This is a genomic window from Cupriavidus sp. 05L411, assembly GCF_056398045.1.
The window spans coordinates 178,161-192,582 of record NZ_JBFTOQ010000003.1 but is presented as its reverse complement, the minus strand read 5'-3'; the positions used below and the strand labels follow the sequence as shown (position 1 = coordinate 192,582).

The 14,422-nt window shown below is 66.9% G+C and carries 10 protein-coding genes; 2 read left to right on the top strand and 8 right to left on the bottom strand.

Features of this window, described 5'->3' with window-relative positions; all coding sequences use genetic code 11:
• Positions 1–241 precede the first annotated feature (241 nt).
• Positions 242–580: a DUF2917 domain-containing protein gene (locus tag AC1DQR_RS04850; protein WP_416050337.1), complete on the bottom strand. Its 339-nt coding sequence runs from the start codon at positions 578–580 to the stop codon at positions 242–244.
• A 183-nt stretch (positions 581–763) separates the two neighbouring features.
• Between AC1DQR_RS04850 and AC1DQR_RS04845 the strand changes: the two genes are divergently transcribed.
• A complete protein-coding gene (locus AC1DQR_RS04845; RefSeq protein WP_477132622.1) occupies positions 764–2,170 on the top strand; it encodes an aminotransferase-like domain-containing protein in 1,407 nt (468 codons plus the stop codon).
• Positions 2,171–2,182: 12 nt separating this feature from the next.
• Here AC1DQR_RS04845 and AC1DQR_RS04840 read toward each other — a convergent pair whose 3' ends face one another.
• The 3 genes from AC1DQR_RS04840 to aptA form a co-directional block, all read right to left on the bottom strand.
• Positions 2,183–3,577 carry an amino acid permease gene (locus AC1DQR_RS04840; RefSeq protein WP_477132621.1) on the bottom strand — a complete coding sequence of 465 codons (1,395 nt, stop codon included), beginning with the start codon at positions 3,575–3,577 and terminating at the stop codon, positions 2,183–2,185.
• An 843-nt stretch (positions 3,578–4,420) separates the two neighbouring features.
• Positions 4,421–5,938, bottom strand: coding sequence for a CoA-acylating methylmalonate-semialdehyde dehydrogenase (locus AC1DQR_RS04835; RefSeq protein ID WP_416050335.1), 1,518 nt, complete (start codon positions 5,936–5,938; stop codon positions 4,421–4,423).
• A 55-nt stretch (positions 5,939–5,993) separates the two neighbouring features.
• Positions 5,994–7,325 (bottom strand): omega-aminotransferase AptA, encoded by a 1,332-nt coding sequence (aptA, locus tag AC1DQR_RS04830; RefSeq protein ID WP_183032005.1) that lies wholly within the window; start codon positions 7,323–7,325, stop codon positions 5,994–5,996.
• Positions 7,326–7,680: 355 nt separating this feature from the next.
• Here aptA and AC1DQR_RS04825 point away from each other — a divergent pair, with 355 nt between their 5' ends.
• Positions 7,681–9,186: an aminotransferase-like domain-containing protein gene (locus AC1DQR_RS04825; RefSeq protein ID WP_477132656.1), complete on the top strand. Its 1,506-nt coding sequence runs from the start codon at positions 7,681–7,683 to the stop codon at positions 9,184–9,186.
• A 39-nt stretch (positions 9,187–9,225) separates the two neighbouring features.
• Here the strand turns inward: AC1DQR_RS04825 and AC1DQR_RS04820 are convergent, their stop codons facing one another.
• The 4 genes from AC1DQR_RS04820 to AC1DQR_RS04805 all read right to left on the bottom strand — a co-directional run bounded on the left by AC1DQR_RS04820 (position 9,226) and on the right by AC1DQR_RS04805 (position 14,396).
• Positions 9,226–9,804: an acyloxyacyl hydrolase gene (locus AC1DQR_RS04820; RefSeq protein ID WP_174428041.1), complete on the bottom strand. Its 579-nt coding sequence runs from the start codon at positions 9,802–9,804 to the stop codon at positions 9,226–9,228.
• Between the two features lie 355 nt (positions 9,805–10,159).
• The gene (locus tag AC1DQR_RS04815; RefSeq protein WP_416050334.1) at positions 10,160–11,941 is read right to left on the bottom strand and encodes a sensor domain-containing protein; all 1,782 of its coding nucleotides are present in this window, start codon (positions 11,939–11,941) and stop codon (positions 10,160–10,162) included.
• Between the two features lie 246 nt (positions 11,942–12,187).
• Entirely contained in the window at positions 12,188–13,378 is a 1,191-nt protein-coding gene (locus AC1DQR_RS04810; protein WP_416050333.1) for a M24 family metallopeptidase, read from the bottom strand.
• Between the two features lie 49 nt (positions 13,379–13,427).
• The gene (locus tag AC1DQR_RS04805) at positions 13,428–14,396 is read right to left on the bottom strand and encodes a Bug family tripartite tricarboxylate transporter substrate binding protein (protein ID WP_477132620.1); all 969 of its coding nucleotides are present in this window, start codon (positions 14,394–14,396) and stop codon (positions 13,428–13,430) included.
• Positions 14,397–14,422: the final 26 nt, after the last annotated feature.

Sequence of the window (14,422 nt, the reverse complement as noted above, 5' to 3'; positions counted from 1 at the left end):
TTACGTTAACGGCAATCAATCCACGGCAGCGCTGATTGCCGCGCGGCGCGGCCAGCCATATGAACATCCTCGCATAGTTGGCGCGACGATGTGGAGGGAGGGAGCGAGGCATCGGGGGAGTTCGATGCCGGCAAACGGCATTCTGGAGAGCGCGCGACCAGACACTTGGCCAGGCTTCTACCAATACGGATGGGAGCGGGATGACCGGACACGCGCTGCGCGCGGTCCGGCCGAGATCCTCTCAGAGGCCCGGTTCCGGGCACTGGCCGGCACCGGAGGCACCGCGCTCGCCAAAGCGGCGCTTCAGCGCACTCGCCAGCCCGCCCAGCCAGCGCCACGACGACGGGGCCGGCGTCTCGGCCAGCGTGAAGCGCGCGCCCTCGCTTTCGCCGGACAACCATACCCGGGCGCCGGCAGGCAGCGCAAAGACGGCCCCCGGCAGCAGCCAGATGTCCGCGTGGTGGCCTTCCACCGTGAGCCAAAGGCGGCCTTCGACTGCCTTCACGCGCTGCCCTTCGCGGGCGCGCCAGCTCACCGGCTGGCCCAGTTCATCGAATTCGAAGATCCTTAGTTCGCGCATTTCATCACTCCTGTTCTGCATGGCGGCCATGTCTCTCGTGCCCACCGGCCCAGCCAGTGCCGGCACTTCCGCCGCATGCCTTCCATTATTCACAGCGCAAACTACAATCCCATGAACAGTTGCGAACAGTTTGACATGAACTGTTCAGTAGTTTTTCCTGACACTTCCCCCTGCACCCTGCCGATGAAGCTAACCCTCGTTCCCGCCACCGGCGTGCCCCTGACCGACCAGATCGTCAACGAGGTCAAGACCTGGATCAGCGCGCGCGAGGTGCGCCCCGGCGCGCGCCTGCCGTCGATCCGACAGCTCGCGGCGGAGCATGGCATCAGCCGTTTCCCGGTGATCGAGGCCTATGACCGGCTGGTGTCGCAGGGCCTGCTCGATTCCCGCCACGGGTCGGGCTTCTTCGTCGCGGACAGCCCGCTGCTGGCGCGCGGCGCCAATGGCTGGTCGGACCCGCGTCTGGCAGAGGATTTGTCGGGCCATATCCTGGAGCAGTTCAACCATCCCAGCGCCACGCTCAAGCTGGCGGGCGGCTTCGTGCCCGAGAGCTGGCGCGACGTGGAAGGGCTGACCCAGGCCATCCGCCAGGTCTCGCGCAACGACATCAACAGCGTGATCCACTACGCCACGCCGATGGGCAGCCCGGAGCTGCGCCAGCACGTGCTGACCCGCGTGCGGCAGCTCGGCATCGCGGCGGAGCTGCCGCAGGTGCTGATCACCACGGGCGCCAGCCAGGCGCTGGACCTGGTGGTGCGGCGCCTGCTCAAGCCAGGCGATGCGGTGTTCGTGGAGGATCCCGGCTACTACAATCTGTTCGGCCTGCTGCGCCTGCACGGGGTGCGGCTGGTGGGGGTGCCGCAAACCCGCAACGGCCCCGACCCGGACGCAGCCGAAGCGCTGCTGCGCGAGCACAAGCCCAAGTTGTTCTTCACCAACAGCGTGCTGCAGAACCCGACCGGCTCGACCCTCTCGCCGCCGGTGGCGTTCCGCCTGCTGGAGCTGGCGCGCCGGCACGGCTTCCGTTTTGTCGAGGACGATATCTTCTCGGACTTCCAGACCAACTACACCGACCGGCTGGCCACGCTGGACCAGCTTGAGCACGTGATCTACATCGGCGGCTTTTCCAAGACGGTGTCGGCCTCGCTGCGCGTCGGCTACCTGGTGGCCGACAAGGCGCTGGTGAAGGACCTGGTGGATGTGAAGGTGCTAACCAGCGTAGCGGGCTCGCATTTCGCGGAGAGCGTGACGGCGGCGCTGCTGGAGCGCGGCGCCTACCGCAAATACATGGAGCGGCTGCGGCTGCGCGTGCGCCAGGCCACCGCGCGCGCGGTGCAGCACCTGGGTGACGCCGGCTGGGAAGTGTATTGCGAGCCGGCGGGCGGCAATTTCCTGTGGGCTCGTACGCGCGGAATCGAGGATTCGCGCGAGCTGGTGACCCTGGCCGAGCAGCATGGGGTGACACTGGCGCCCGGCAATTACTTCCGGCCGGGCGGCGAGGGCTCGGCCTGGATCCGCATCAACTCCGCCTTTGTCGAGGAGCCGCGCGCGCTGGCCTTCCTGCAGGAAGCCGGAGCGCGCGAACGGTAAGCGCAGGCGGCGTCAGGCGCCGCCGTGCAGCACCGCGTTGCGGCGCGCGTAGAGGAAGTAGATCGCAAGGCCAATCGCCAGCCACGCCAGGAACGCCACCCACGTCAGCGCCTGCAGGTGGGCCATCAGGAACAGGCAAAAGCCCACCGACAGCAGCGGCACCACTGGCACACCCGGGCAGCGGAAAGCGCGCGGCAGATCCGGCCGCGTCTTGCGCAGCACCAGCACCGCCACCGAGATCAGCGTGAAGGCGGACAGCGTGCCGATATTGATCAGCTCCGCCAGCACATTGAGCGGCACGAAAGCCGCAATGCAGGCAAACACGATGCCCACCGTCCATGTGGCGAAGAACGGCGTGGCATGCACCGGGTGCACCTTCGACAGCCGCTCCGGCAGCAGCCCGTCGCGCGACATGGCAAAGATGACGCGGGTCTGGCCGAAGGTCATCACCAGGATCACCGTGGTCATGCCCAGGATGGCGCCGAGATCGACGAATCCCGCCACCCAGTTCTCGCCCGCGTACTGCAGCGCCAGCGATACCGGATGATCGATGCCCGCAAACTTGGCGAAAGGCACGATGCCGGTCATGATGGCCGCCACCGTCACGTACAGCACGGTGCAGACCGCCAGCGAGCCGATGATGCCGATCGGCAGGTCGCGGCGCGGGTTGCGCACTTCCTCGGCCGCCGATGTCACCGCGTCGAAACCGATAAAAGCGAAGAACACCAGCGCGGCCGCATTGAAAACGCCGTCCAGCCCAAACGGCGCGAACGGATGCCAGTTGGCCGGCTTGACGTGCCACACGCCCACCCCGATAAAGAGCAGCACCACCGCAATCTTGATGGCCACCATCACGTTGTTCAAGCGCGCCGACTCGCGCACGCCGTAGGACACGACCCAGGTGATCAGCAGCATGATCACGGCAGCCGGCAGGTTGAACAGCGTCTGCACGCCCGGCACAGCACCAGGTGCGGCGGTAAGCATGACCGGCAGGTGAATGCCGAAGCCCGCCATCAGCGACTGGAAATAGCCCGACCAGCCCACCGACACCGCCGAGGTCGCAAGACCATATTCAAGCAGCAGATCCCAGCCGATCATCCACGCCACGATCTCGCCGAGCGTGGCGTAGCTATAGGTGTAGATGGAGCCGGAGACGGGGATCGCGGACGCGAACTCGGCGTAGCAGAGCGCGGCAAACCCGCAGGCGAGCGCGGCGATCACGAAGGAGACAGTCAGCGCCGGGCCGGCCGTGAGCGCGCCGGTGCCCGTCAGCACGAAGATGCCGGTGCCGATGATGGCGCCGATGCCCATCAGGATCAGGTCGACGGGACCGAGCACCTTTTTCAGGCCATCATCGCGTGCGGCGGCCAGCATGGCCTCGATGTTCTTGGTGCGGAACAGACTCATCGGTGGGTACTCCTGGCGCGCTGGGCGGCTTTGAAAAGCGGCGTATTTTAGCGTGATGGGGTGGGCGGATTCGTCACTTTTTGGTTGATCGCGGTGTTGGTCGCTGTTTCTTTTAGCGGCGATGGCTGTTGAACCCAAAAGCCATACGACATCCCCCTGCGGGGGCTGCCGGTCACTCTTCTTTGCATCGGCAAAGAAGACTAACGAGAAGAAAGCCGACCCTGCCGGGAGCAGAGCAATCGCGGGTGCGAGGGGTACTGGTTTCGTCGTGCGGCCGCAGTTCTGCTGGCATCTGCCGGCACCGGTTTGTAGGGCATCGCAATGGCATGACCCATGGGTTTCGTTGTGGGGCCCCTGACCTCGTGTACGGTGACCATTCCCACATCTGCCGTTACCGGCATGAAGCACCACGACACGTCGCCCGTCATTGGTTTCGTGGTGGGGCGGGCGCGGTGGTCAGGGCCTCGGGCATATCAACCCGGTGCCACCGCGCCCACGACGGAACCGGTGCGCGTGCAACTTCGTGGCCGGCCACTGCGCGAGCGACAGACGGCTTGAAGCAAGTGATGTCTGCCACCGGGGGCCTCACCACGCATCCCGGAGGCTGGCAGGTTCGTGGCCGGTCAAGCCGGTACCGGCAGAAGCCCACCGGCACTCCGGGCCGTACGACGCAACCACCGAGGCCGGACAGCCTTATTGCTCTGCGCCCGGCAGGGTCGGCTTTCTTCTCGTTAGTCTTCTTTGCCGACGCAAAGAAGAGTGACCGGCAGCCCCCGCAGGGGGATGTCGTATGGCCCTTGGGTGCAAAAACCATCGCCGCTCAAAGAAACACCGACCACCCCTTCACTTAGCCACCGGCATCGTAAACTCCGCCCCCTTCCCAATACTGTCCGGCCAGCGCTGCATGATGCTCTTGTACCGCGTATAAAAGCGGATGCCTTCCTCACCATAAGCATGGTGATCGCCAAACAGCGAGCGCTTCCACCCGCCGAACGAGTGCCATGCCATCGGCACCGGGATCGGCACGTTGATGCCCACCATGCCCACCTGGATCTGGCGCGAGAACGCACGTGCCACGCCGCCGTCGCTGGTGTAGCAGGACACGCCGTTGCCGTACTCGTGGCCATTGATCAGGTCCACCGCTTCGGCCAGGTCATGCACGCGCACCACCGACAGCACCGGGCCGAAGATCTCTTCCTTGTAGATGGTCATGTCCGGCGTGACGTTGTCGAACAGCGTGCCGCCCACGTAGAAGCCGTTCTCGTGCCCGTCGACCTTGTGGCCGCGGCCGTCGGCCACCAGCTTGGCGCCCTCTTCCACACCCTTGGCGATATAGCCTTCTACCTTGGCCTTGTGCGCGGCGGTCACCAGCGGGCCCATCTCGGCATCGTCTTCCATGCCGTTGCGGATTTTCAGCGACCGCGCGCGTTCGGCCAGGCGCGGCACCAGCTTGTCGGCGACATCGCCCACCGCCACGGCCACCGAGATGGCCATGCAGCGCTCGCCGGCCGAGCCATAGGCAGCGCCGATCAGCGCGTCCACGGCCTGGTCGAGGTCGGCGTCGGGCATCACCACCAGGTGGTTCTTGGCGCCGCCCAGGGCCTGCACGCGCTTGCCGCGCTTGGTGCCTTCGGTGTAGATGTACTCGGCGATCGGCGTGGAGCCGACGAAGGACAGCGCCTGCACGTCCTTGTGCGCCAGCAGCGCATCAACGGCTTCCTTGCCGCCTTGCACCACATTGAACACGCCATCCGGCAAGCCGGCTTGCTTGAGCAGGTCGGCAATCAACAGCGAGGGCGAGGGATCGCGCTCGGACGGCTTGAGCACGAAGGTATTGCCGCAGGCCAGCGCCACCGGGAACATCCACATCGGCACCATCACCGGGAAGTTGAACGGCGTGATGCCGGCCACCACGCCCAGCGGCTGGCGCAGGTTCCAGTTGTCGATGCCGCCGCCGATGTTGTCGGTGAAGTCGGTCTTGAGCAGGTTGGGAATGCCGCAGGCAAACTCAACGATCTCCACGCCGCGGGTGACTTCGCCCTTGGCATCGGAGAACACCTTGCCGTGCTCGCGCGTGATCAGCGCGGCGAGGTCGTCATGGTGGCGGTCGAGCAGTTCCTTGAACTTGAACAGGATGCGCGCGCGCTTGAGCGGCGCGGTCTCGGACCAGGCCGGGAACGCGGCGTGGGCCGCAGCCACAGCGGCATCCACGTCCTGCGCCGAGCCGAGCGCCACGCGCCCGGCCACGGCGCCCGTGGCCGGGTTGAAGACGTCGGCAAACCGGTCCGACGAGGCGGCGCGCACGGTCCCGCCAATGTAGTGCGCAATGTCGGCGATCTGCCGGTTCTCTGCGATGTTCACGTCAGTGTTCCTTGTCTTGTCTCTGCGGCCACGGCATTCGCTGCAATCACTGTAATCACTGCAGTTCTTGCAGCACCTTCTTCACGGTGTCGAACATCTCTTCGATCTGCGCCTCGGTGATGATCAGCGGCGGCGAGAAAGCGAGGATGTCGCCGGTGAAGCGCACCAGCACGCCGCGCTCCAGGCATTTCAGGAAGGCCTCATAGCCACGCGCGCCGGGCTGGCCGGGACGCGGCTCCAGCTCGATGCCGGCGACCATGCCGAGGTTGCGGATGTCCTTCACGTGGGGCGCGCCGCGCACGGCATGCACCGCGGCTTCGAACTTCGGCGCCAACTCGGCGGCCCGGCCGAACAGGTTCTCGTTCTTGTAGATATCCAGCGTGGCGATGGCCGCGGCCATGGCCAGCGGGTGGCCGGAATAGGTATAGCCGTGCAGGAACTCGATGGCACCCGGCGCCGCGGCGTTGACCACGGTGTCGTGCACTTCGCGCCGCACCGCCACCGCGCCCATCGGCACGGCTGCGTTGTTGATGGCCTTGGCCATGGTGATCAGGTCCGGCGTGACCTTGAAGCGCTCGGCGGCGGTGGCCGCGCCCAGGCGGCCGAAGGCGGTGATGACCTCATCGAAGATCAGCAGGATGCCGTGCTTGCTGGTGATCTCGCGCAGCTTTTCCAGGTAGCCCACCGGCGGCACCAGCACGCCGGCCGAGCCGGCCAGCGGCTCGACGATGACGGCGGCGACGTTGGACGGGTCGTGCAGCGCCAGGATGCGTTCCAGGTCGTCGGCCAGGTGCGCGCCCCAGGTCGGCTGGCCTTTGGAGTAAGCCGCCTCGGCAATATTCAGCGTGGCCGGCAGGTGGTCCGTGCCGGGCATCAGGTTGGCCGAGAAGGCCTTGCGGTTGGGGCCGATGCCGCCCACCGCCATGCCGCCGAAGCCAACGCCGTGGTAGCCGCGCTCACGCCCGATCACGCGGGTGCGCTGGCCTTCGCCACGGGCGCGGTGATACGCCAGCGCGATCTTCAGCGCGGTGTCGACCGATTCCGAGCCCGAGTTGGTGAAGAAGATGCGGTCCAGCCCGGCCGGCATGATGGCGGCCACCTTGGTGGCAGCCTCGAAGGTGAGCGGGTGGCTCATCTGGAACGGCGGCGCGTAGTCCAGGGTCTGCACCTGGCGGGCGACCGCGTCCGCGATCTCCTGGCGGCAATGGCCGGCAGCGACGCACCACAGGCCGGCGCAACCGTCGAGGATCTGGCGGCCGTCATGCGAGGTGTAGTACATGCCGCTGGCGGAGTCGAGCAGGCGCGGGGCCGCCTTGTACTGGCGGTTGGCGGTAAACGGCATCCACAGGGCATCGAGATCGGGGATCACAGTCTTGGCGGCATCCATACATCCTCCTCAGGAGCAATTGGCATTGGCTTGGGCGGCGGCTGGCGCCGCCCGGGTTGTCAGGTGATTCTGGTGAATGCGGCCACTGTAGCGGCCCTGCCCGGCTTAAAGAATATACGGTCGGCAGAACCTCGCCTTACCGTACAGTTAAGAGTGAGACAACCGTACAGGTCAAGAGACACCTAAGCCGGGAGATCGCACCCGCGGATCCAGCCACTTCGCTCACCACAGCGGCTAAAGTCCCGCCAGCAGCCGGATTCACGTTGCAGCGCCGCAAAGCCCCGCGCCGCCATAAGGCTTCCCACCGAACCGGTACGGCCATTAAACTGTACAGGTCCATCCTTACATGTCACGCATGCTCAACCTCGAACTTGTCCGCAGCCGGCGCAGCGGCGACACCCTCACCGAGCAGATCGTGGCGGGCATCGCCAGCCTGGTGGACCGGCGCGTGCTGCGCGCCGGCGTGGCGCTGCCGTCGGTGCGGCGCTTTGCCCAGCAGCATGGGGTCAGCACCTTCACCGTGGCCGAGGCCTACGGCCGCCTGACCGCGCTGGGCTACCTGAGCGCGCGGGTGGGCTCGGGCTACACGGTGGCACACCGCCACGCCCCCGCCGGCCAGGCGCCGGCGGCACGCTGGGAGGCGCCGGGGCTCAACGCCGCGTGGCTGCTGTCGGATGTGTTCGCCGATCATTCGGTGCCGATCAAGGCGGGTGCGGGCTGGTTGCCCGGCGACTGGCTCAACGAGGAAGGGCTGCACCAGGCCATGCGCGCTGCGGCGCGGGTGCCCGCCGCGCAGGTCTCGGGCTACGGCCACCCGTACGGCTTCGCCGCGCTGCGCGAGCATATCGCCGCCGGGCTCAGCCAGTACGGCATGCCGGTGCAGGCCCAGCAAGTGGTGCTGACCCAGGGCGCCACGCAAGCGCTGGACCTGGTGGTCCGCACGCTGTTGCGCCCGGGCGACACCGTGCTGGTGGAAGACCCCTGCTACTGCAATCTGCTGCAGATCCTGCGCCTTGCCGGCTTGCAGGTGGTTGGCGTGCGCCGCACCGCCAGCGGGCTCGACACCGACGCGCTCGACCACGCCATCCGCACCCACGCGCCACGCGCGCTGTTCGTCAACACGGTGCTGCAGAACCCCACCGGCGGCACACTCACCAGCATGAACGCGCACCGCGTGCTGCAACTGGCCGAGCAGTACCGGCTGCTGGTGGTGGAGGACGATATCTACCGCGAGCTGGCGCCGCCCGGCTCACCCATGCTGGCGGCCATGGACGGGCTCTCGCACGTGATCTACGTCAACGGGTTTTCCAAGACCATCACGCCATCGCTGCGGGTCGGCTACCTCGCGGCCAGCCCGGAGTTGGCCAAGGCACTCGCCCGCACCAAGATGGCTGTGGGGCTGACGTCATCGGAAGTAACCGAGCGGCTGGTGTACTCGGTGCTGACCAGCGGCCACTACGGCCGCCATGTGGCGGCGCTGGCCGAACGGCTGCGCGCCCAGCAGGACCGGATCACGGAGAAGATGGAAGCCCACGGGCTGGAGGTGATGCTGCGCCCGGAAGGCGGGATGTTCGCCTGGGCAAGGATGCGGCCGGAAGACGGCGGCGACCAGGCCGCGCTGTCGGGCAACCGGCTGGCGACGCTGGCGCTGGAGCACGGCATCTGGCTGGCGCCGGGGTCTTATTTTGAACCGGAAGAAGGCGACTCGCCGTGGATACGGTTCAACGTGGCAACCAGCGATGAACCCGCGCTGTGGCGGTTTTTTGACGCGCTGCGCAGCAGGCAGGCGCAAGGCGCGGAAACGGAATCCATCTCCCGCGGCATCCGCGCCCCGCGCGCAGGCATGGTCAGGCTGGCCTGAGCGTCATGGCCTCAGGCCAAGCCAGCCACTTTTGCAGGATCAGAAGCGATAACGCACGTAACCCGTGTAAAAACCACTGCCCGGATTGGGCTGCTTGATACCGGCGTTGGAGACGTGCTGGTAGCGGAAGCCGGCTTCGTACGCGGTCTTGGGGCCAAAGGCCATGCCCACGCCGATCATGTCGGAGAACTGGAACAGGCTGCCGGAGCGGTGCTCGTCGGAGGTGGCCTTATGGCTCATCATGCGCACGCCGACGGAGGCTTCCAGGAAAGGCACCAGCGAGCCGCCGCGCTTTTCCACGCGCAGGATCGGCGAGAAGCCGAATTCGGTCACATTCTGGTGATTGGTGCCACTGCGGGCGTTCCATTCGGCCAGTTCGGCCTCCCACTGCAGCTTGGCCAGCCAGCCCTGCGGGTTGCCCCAGGCAAAGCCGGAGTCCCAGTTCACGCCAACTTCGTACTTGTCGATGTTGTGGCCGGGATCGCGGCCAAAGGCCACGTGCACCGCGGGATCGGCGTGCGCGGCAGCGCATGCGCCGAGGGCAGCCATGGCGCCAAGCGCCTTGATACGTGTTGCAAGCCGACGGGCAAGGCCGGCGTTCTTCTTATCGATGGTCATGTGCATGGTGGGTGGTAATTACCGCGAAGAATGGCAAGTCCTAGCGAAAACCTTGCCACCTCCCAGCGGCAAAGCCGACCACCCGTACTCAGGACCAGAGGCGTTCCACCACCCAGCCCGCGGTCACGCAGATCGCGAGCCAGGCGCTTAGGCACCCGGCAATAAATCGGTAAGTCATGGTCAATTTCCGCAACAATCGCTTAGGGACAAGCGAATCATTACGAAATTATACATCCGTTCATGAATGTATGTTGAGGCAGGAGAAATCGGGCTAGGGCTCAACGTATCGGTGAGCGATTATGCACCTCCGGGACGGCACATGCTTGCGGCACCGCGGGGCTGTTGCCACGCCGCGTCAATCCCCCCGCGCCACGGCGCCTTGGCCCATGACCGCGGCGAAATCCGTTGCCGGCATCGGCCGGCCGAGCAGGTAGCCCTGCGCCGCGTCGCAGCCCTCCTCGGCCAGCAAGCGTTGCTGGATGTGGGTCTCCACACCTTCCGCCAGGGTTCTCATGCCCAGCGAGCGCGCCAGCGCGATGACCCCGCGAATGACCGCCAGGGCCTCGGGCGTAGTGCCGAGGACCGCAACGAACGATTTGTCGATCTTGAGTGTCGCAACCGGCAGGCGCGTCAGGTAGGCCAGGCTCGAGTAACCGGAGCCGAAATCGTCCAGCGAGGCGCTGATGCCGCAGCGCCCGAGCTCGCCGAGTGCCGCCGCGGCGCTGTCGAGGTCGGTCATCAAGGTGTCCTCGGTGACCTCCACATCCAGCAGCCCACACGGCACCTCGTGCTCGCGCGCAAGGTCCGCCAGCAAGCCAGCCAGCCCAGGCATGACCAGCTGCCGCGCTGACAGGTTGAGCGAGATCCTGGGCACCGTCAGGCCGGCACGCCGCCAGGCCGCTATCTGGCGGCACACGGCGCGCATGACCCACAGCCCCACCGCCGGCTCCAGCGGGGACTCCAGCAGCACATCGAGAAAGGCGGCGGGAGGCAGCAGGCCGCGCGTTGGGTGCTGCCAGCGCAACAACGCCTCCGCGCCCGCCAGCCTGCCATCCGGCAGCGACCACTGCGGCTGGAAGTGAAGCACCAGCTGGTCGTCAGCCATCGCGGCATGCAGGTCGGCGCGCAGCTGCAGGCGCTGCCGCAAGCCTTGGGCAAGGTCCAGGTGGAAGACGCGGAACTGGAAACGCCCCGCGGCCTTGGCCGCATACATGGCGGCATCGGCGTGGTTCAACAGCGTGTCAGCGGTGTCGCCAGCCTCGGGCCACTGCGCGATCCCTACGCTGGCACCCAGCAGCAGCGTGTGGCCGTCCACCTGGAATGGTTGCGACACGCCGGCCAGGATGGCGCCGGCAAAGCGCTCGGCCTGTCCCGGCCGCGCGTCGCGCAGGATGAACACGAACTCGTCGCCACCGACGCGCGCGACAAAAGCCGAAGGCGCCAGCAGCGCGCGAAAACGTTCGGCGACCTTGCACAGCAACGTGTCGCCCACGGCATGGCCAAAGGCGTCGTTGACTTCCTTGAAGCGGTCGAGATCGACGAACAGCACCACCACCCCAGCCGCTTGCGGCACTTGCGCCTCCATGCCGGCGGGCAGCGCGGCCACCTGGGCTTGTGCAGCCTGCTCTGCCGCCTGCGCCACCGCGCGCGCCAGCACCTGCGTGCAGCGCCGGCGGTTCGGCAGGCCGGTCAGGTAGTCGTGGTCGGCATGGTATTCCAGCTGGGCCGACTGCTGCCGTTCGCGGCTGACGTCGCGAAAGAGCACGGTAAGGCCGTTGGCATCGGGAAAGGCGCGCGCTTCGAACCAGCATGCCAGCGGGGCATAGTAGGCGGTACAGGTGCGTGATGCGCCGCTGGCAGCGGCCTCATGAAACGTCCGGTAATACGCCGAGCCAATCAGGTCCGGATAGCACTCCCAGATGCCGCGCCCGTCGAGATCCGTACGGGTGCGCTTGAGCCAGCGCTCCATGGTCTGGTTGACGTAGGCGAATCGCCACTCGCGGTCGAGCGACATGACGCCATCCGCGACGCTATCGAGCATCGCGGCAAGATGCGTGGGCAACGCCCCGGCGGGCGGCGTAGTCGCGGGATTGGCATGACAGGGCAAAAGTGGCGCGCGCTGGGGAGAGTCGTCCATGTCGAGGGGGGTCGTCCGAGCACCGCATGCATCACGGTTGACAAGGCGGCAGGTGGCAGGCGTCGGCCGCATTCTATCCTCGAACGCCCCGCGCCGGTATGCCGGCGCGTGCCTTCGGCCCAAGGATTGCGCGCCAGTGCCCGCCACGATGCCCCCCGGTCACATACGGTTTCCCCCCACTATCCCCCCACTATCCCCCCCGCTATCCCCCCGCTATCCCCCCGCTATCCCCGCTTGTCGCTGGCGTCACGCCACGGTTGCGTACTCCAGTGTCTTTGGCGTCTTCACGATGACCTCCGGGCGCTCGCCCACCACGACCGTATCGTCGAGCCGGAAGCCGCCCAGCCCATAGACATAGATGCCCGGCTCGGCCGAGTAGACCTCACCGTCCAGCAGCGCGCGCGTGTTGAAGGCCATGTCTTCCGGATACTCGTGCAGCATCAGCCCGACCGCGTGGCCGGTGCGGTGGAAGATGTACTCGCCCAGSCCCGCGCGCTCGATCACGGCCTGCGCCGCGGCGTCCATGTCGCAGACGCGCCGGCCGGTCACCGCGGCCGCCGCCGCCGCGTCGGTGGCCTCGGCGGCAACCTGGTAGCAGCGTGCCTGGCGCTCGTCCGGTTTGCCGCAGAACCACGTGCGCTCGTTCTCCACGTAGTAGCCATTCAGGCGCGGCAGGATCAGGTTGACGATGGTATCGCCAGCCGCGATGCGCGCGCCGCATGCGGCGCCGTCGCCGTGCGGCGAGGCCGAGGCCGGTCCCGTCAGCGTCCAGCATTTGAGGATATCGAAATCCTCGCCGGGAAAGCGGCGCGCAGCCTCCTCCACCATCAGCGCCGACATGGCATGGTCCAGCTCCTGCACCAGCCGCCCCGGCCGAATGTTCTCGCGGTAGCGGTCCTGTACCCAGTCGGTCAGGCTCCCAAGTTCGCGCATCACCTGCAGTTCTTCCGCATGCTTGACCCAGCGCATGGCGCGCATCTCCGCCATGGCCGGGCGCAGCGCGAGCTCCGGCAGGTAGCGCTGCGCCGCCGCGAGAATCGGATGGGCCACGTCCACGGCAATGCGCGAGCCGCCCAGCCCGTGCGACGCCAGCAGCGACGCCACCACCTCGGGCAACTGCGGCGCCAGCGCCAGCCGCTGCGACACGCGCGGATGCTCGGCGTAGTAGGTCACGTCGCGCAGCCAGACCTTGTCCTTTTCCGTGCACAGGCGCATGTGGTTGGTGGACAGCTCGTTCATCACGGCGAAGGGTTCGCCGTTGCGCGGCACGAACACGAAAACGGGGCGCTCCCACGGCCAGACATCCAGCTGGAAATTGGTGGCGAACTGGAAGAAGTCCGGCGTGCTGAACACCAGCGCGTCAACGCGGATGCGGTCCATCAGCGCGTGCATCATCGCCAGGCGATAGTCGCGCACGGCGGTCGTGATCTGGGGCATATCTAGTCTCCTTGGTTCCTTGCTTCCTTGGTAATGGGTCCGGGCGGGATCAAAGGGCAATGCCGAGCTTGCGGATCATGGGGCCCCAGGCCTGCGCGTCGCGCTGCATATGGCGCTCCACCTCGGCCGGCGGCCCCTTGATCGGATCGAGGAACTGGTTGGCCAGCTTGTCCTTGAATGCCGGCTCGTCCATGGCCGCGTTGATGTCGGCGTTGATCTTCTGCACCAGCGCCGCCGGCGTGCCGGTCTTTGCGACGATGGCGTACCAGCCCGGCACAGCCACGTCGTAGCCAAGCTCCTTGAACGTCGGCACATCGGGCAGCGCGGCCAGGCGCCGCTCGCCGGTCACGGCCAGCGCCACCAGCTTCTTGCCGGCGATATAGGCCTGCACGCCCGCCACCACATTCATCATGGCCGGCGTCTCGCCCGACATCAGGCTGGTCGAGCCGCCGGCGCCGTTGAACGGCACATGCTGCAGCTTGACGCCGGCGCGCTCGGCCACCAGCTCCATGGCCAGGTGCGTGGAGTTGCCGATGCCGCCGGAGGCGTAGCTGATGCCGCCCGGCCGCGCCTTGGCGAGCCGCACGAATTCGGCAAAGCTGGTGGCATGCATCGCCGGCGCGACCACTAGCACGAACGGCGAGTTGGCCAGCATCGCCACGCCGGTCAGGTCGCGTTGCGGCACATAGGGCAACGTGGGGTACAGGAAGGGATTGAAGGCCAGGTTGGAGACGCCCGCGAAGAACAGGGTGTAGCCATCGGCCGGCTGCTGCAGCACATAGTTGATGGCCAGCACGCCGTTGGCGCCGGGCTTGTTTTCCACAACAACGCTGCGTCCCCAGCGCTTGCCCAGCGTTTCGGCCAGCGCGCGCGCGAGCACGTCGTTGCCCGTGCCGCCGGCCTGCGGCACGACCAGCCTGACCGGGCGCTGCGGCCAGTCCTGCGCCCAGCCGGCTGCGCCACATGCCATGCCCGCCACGGCGAGCGCGGCGCTTAGTATCAGTGTGCGTCTGTTCACTTTGATCTCCTCTCGCATCCCTTGAG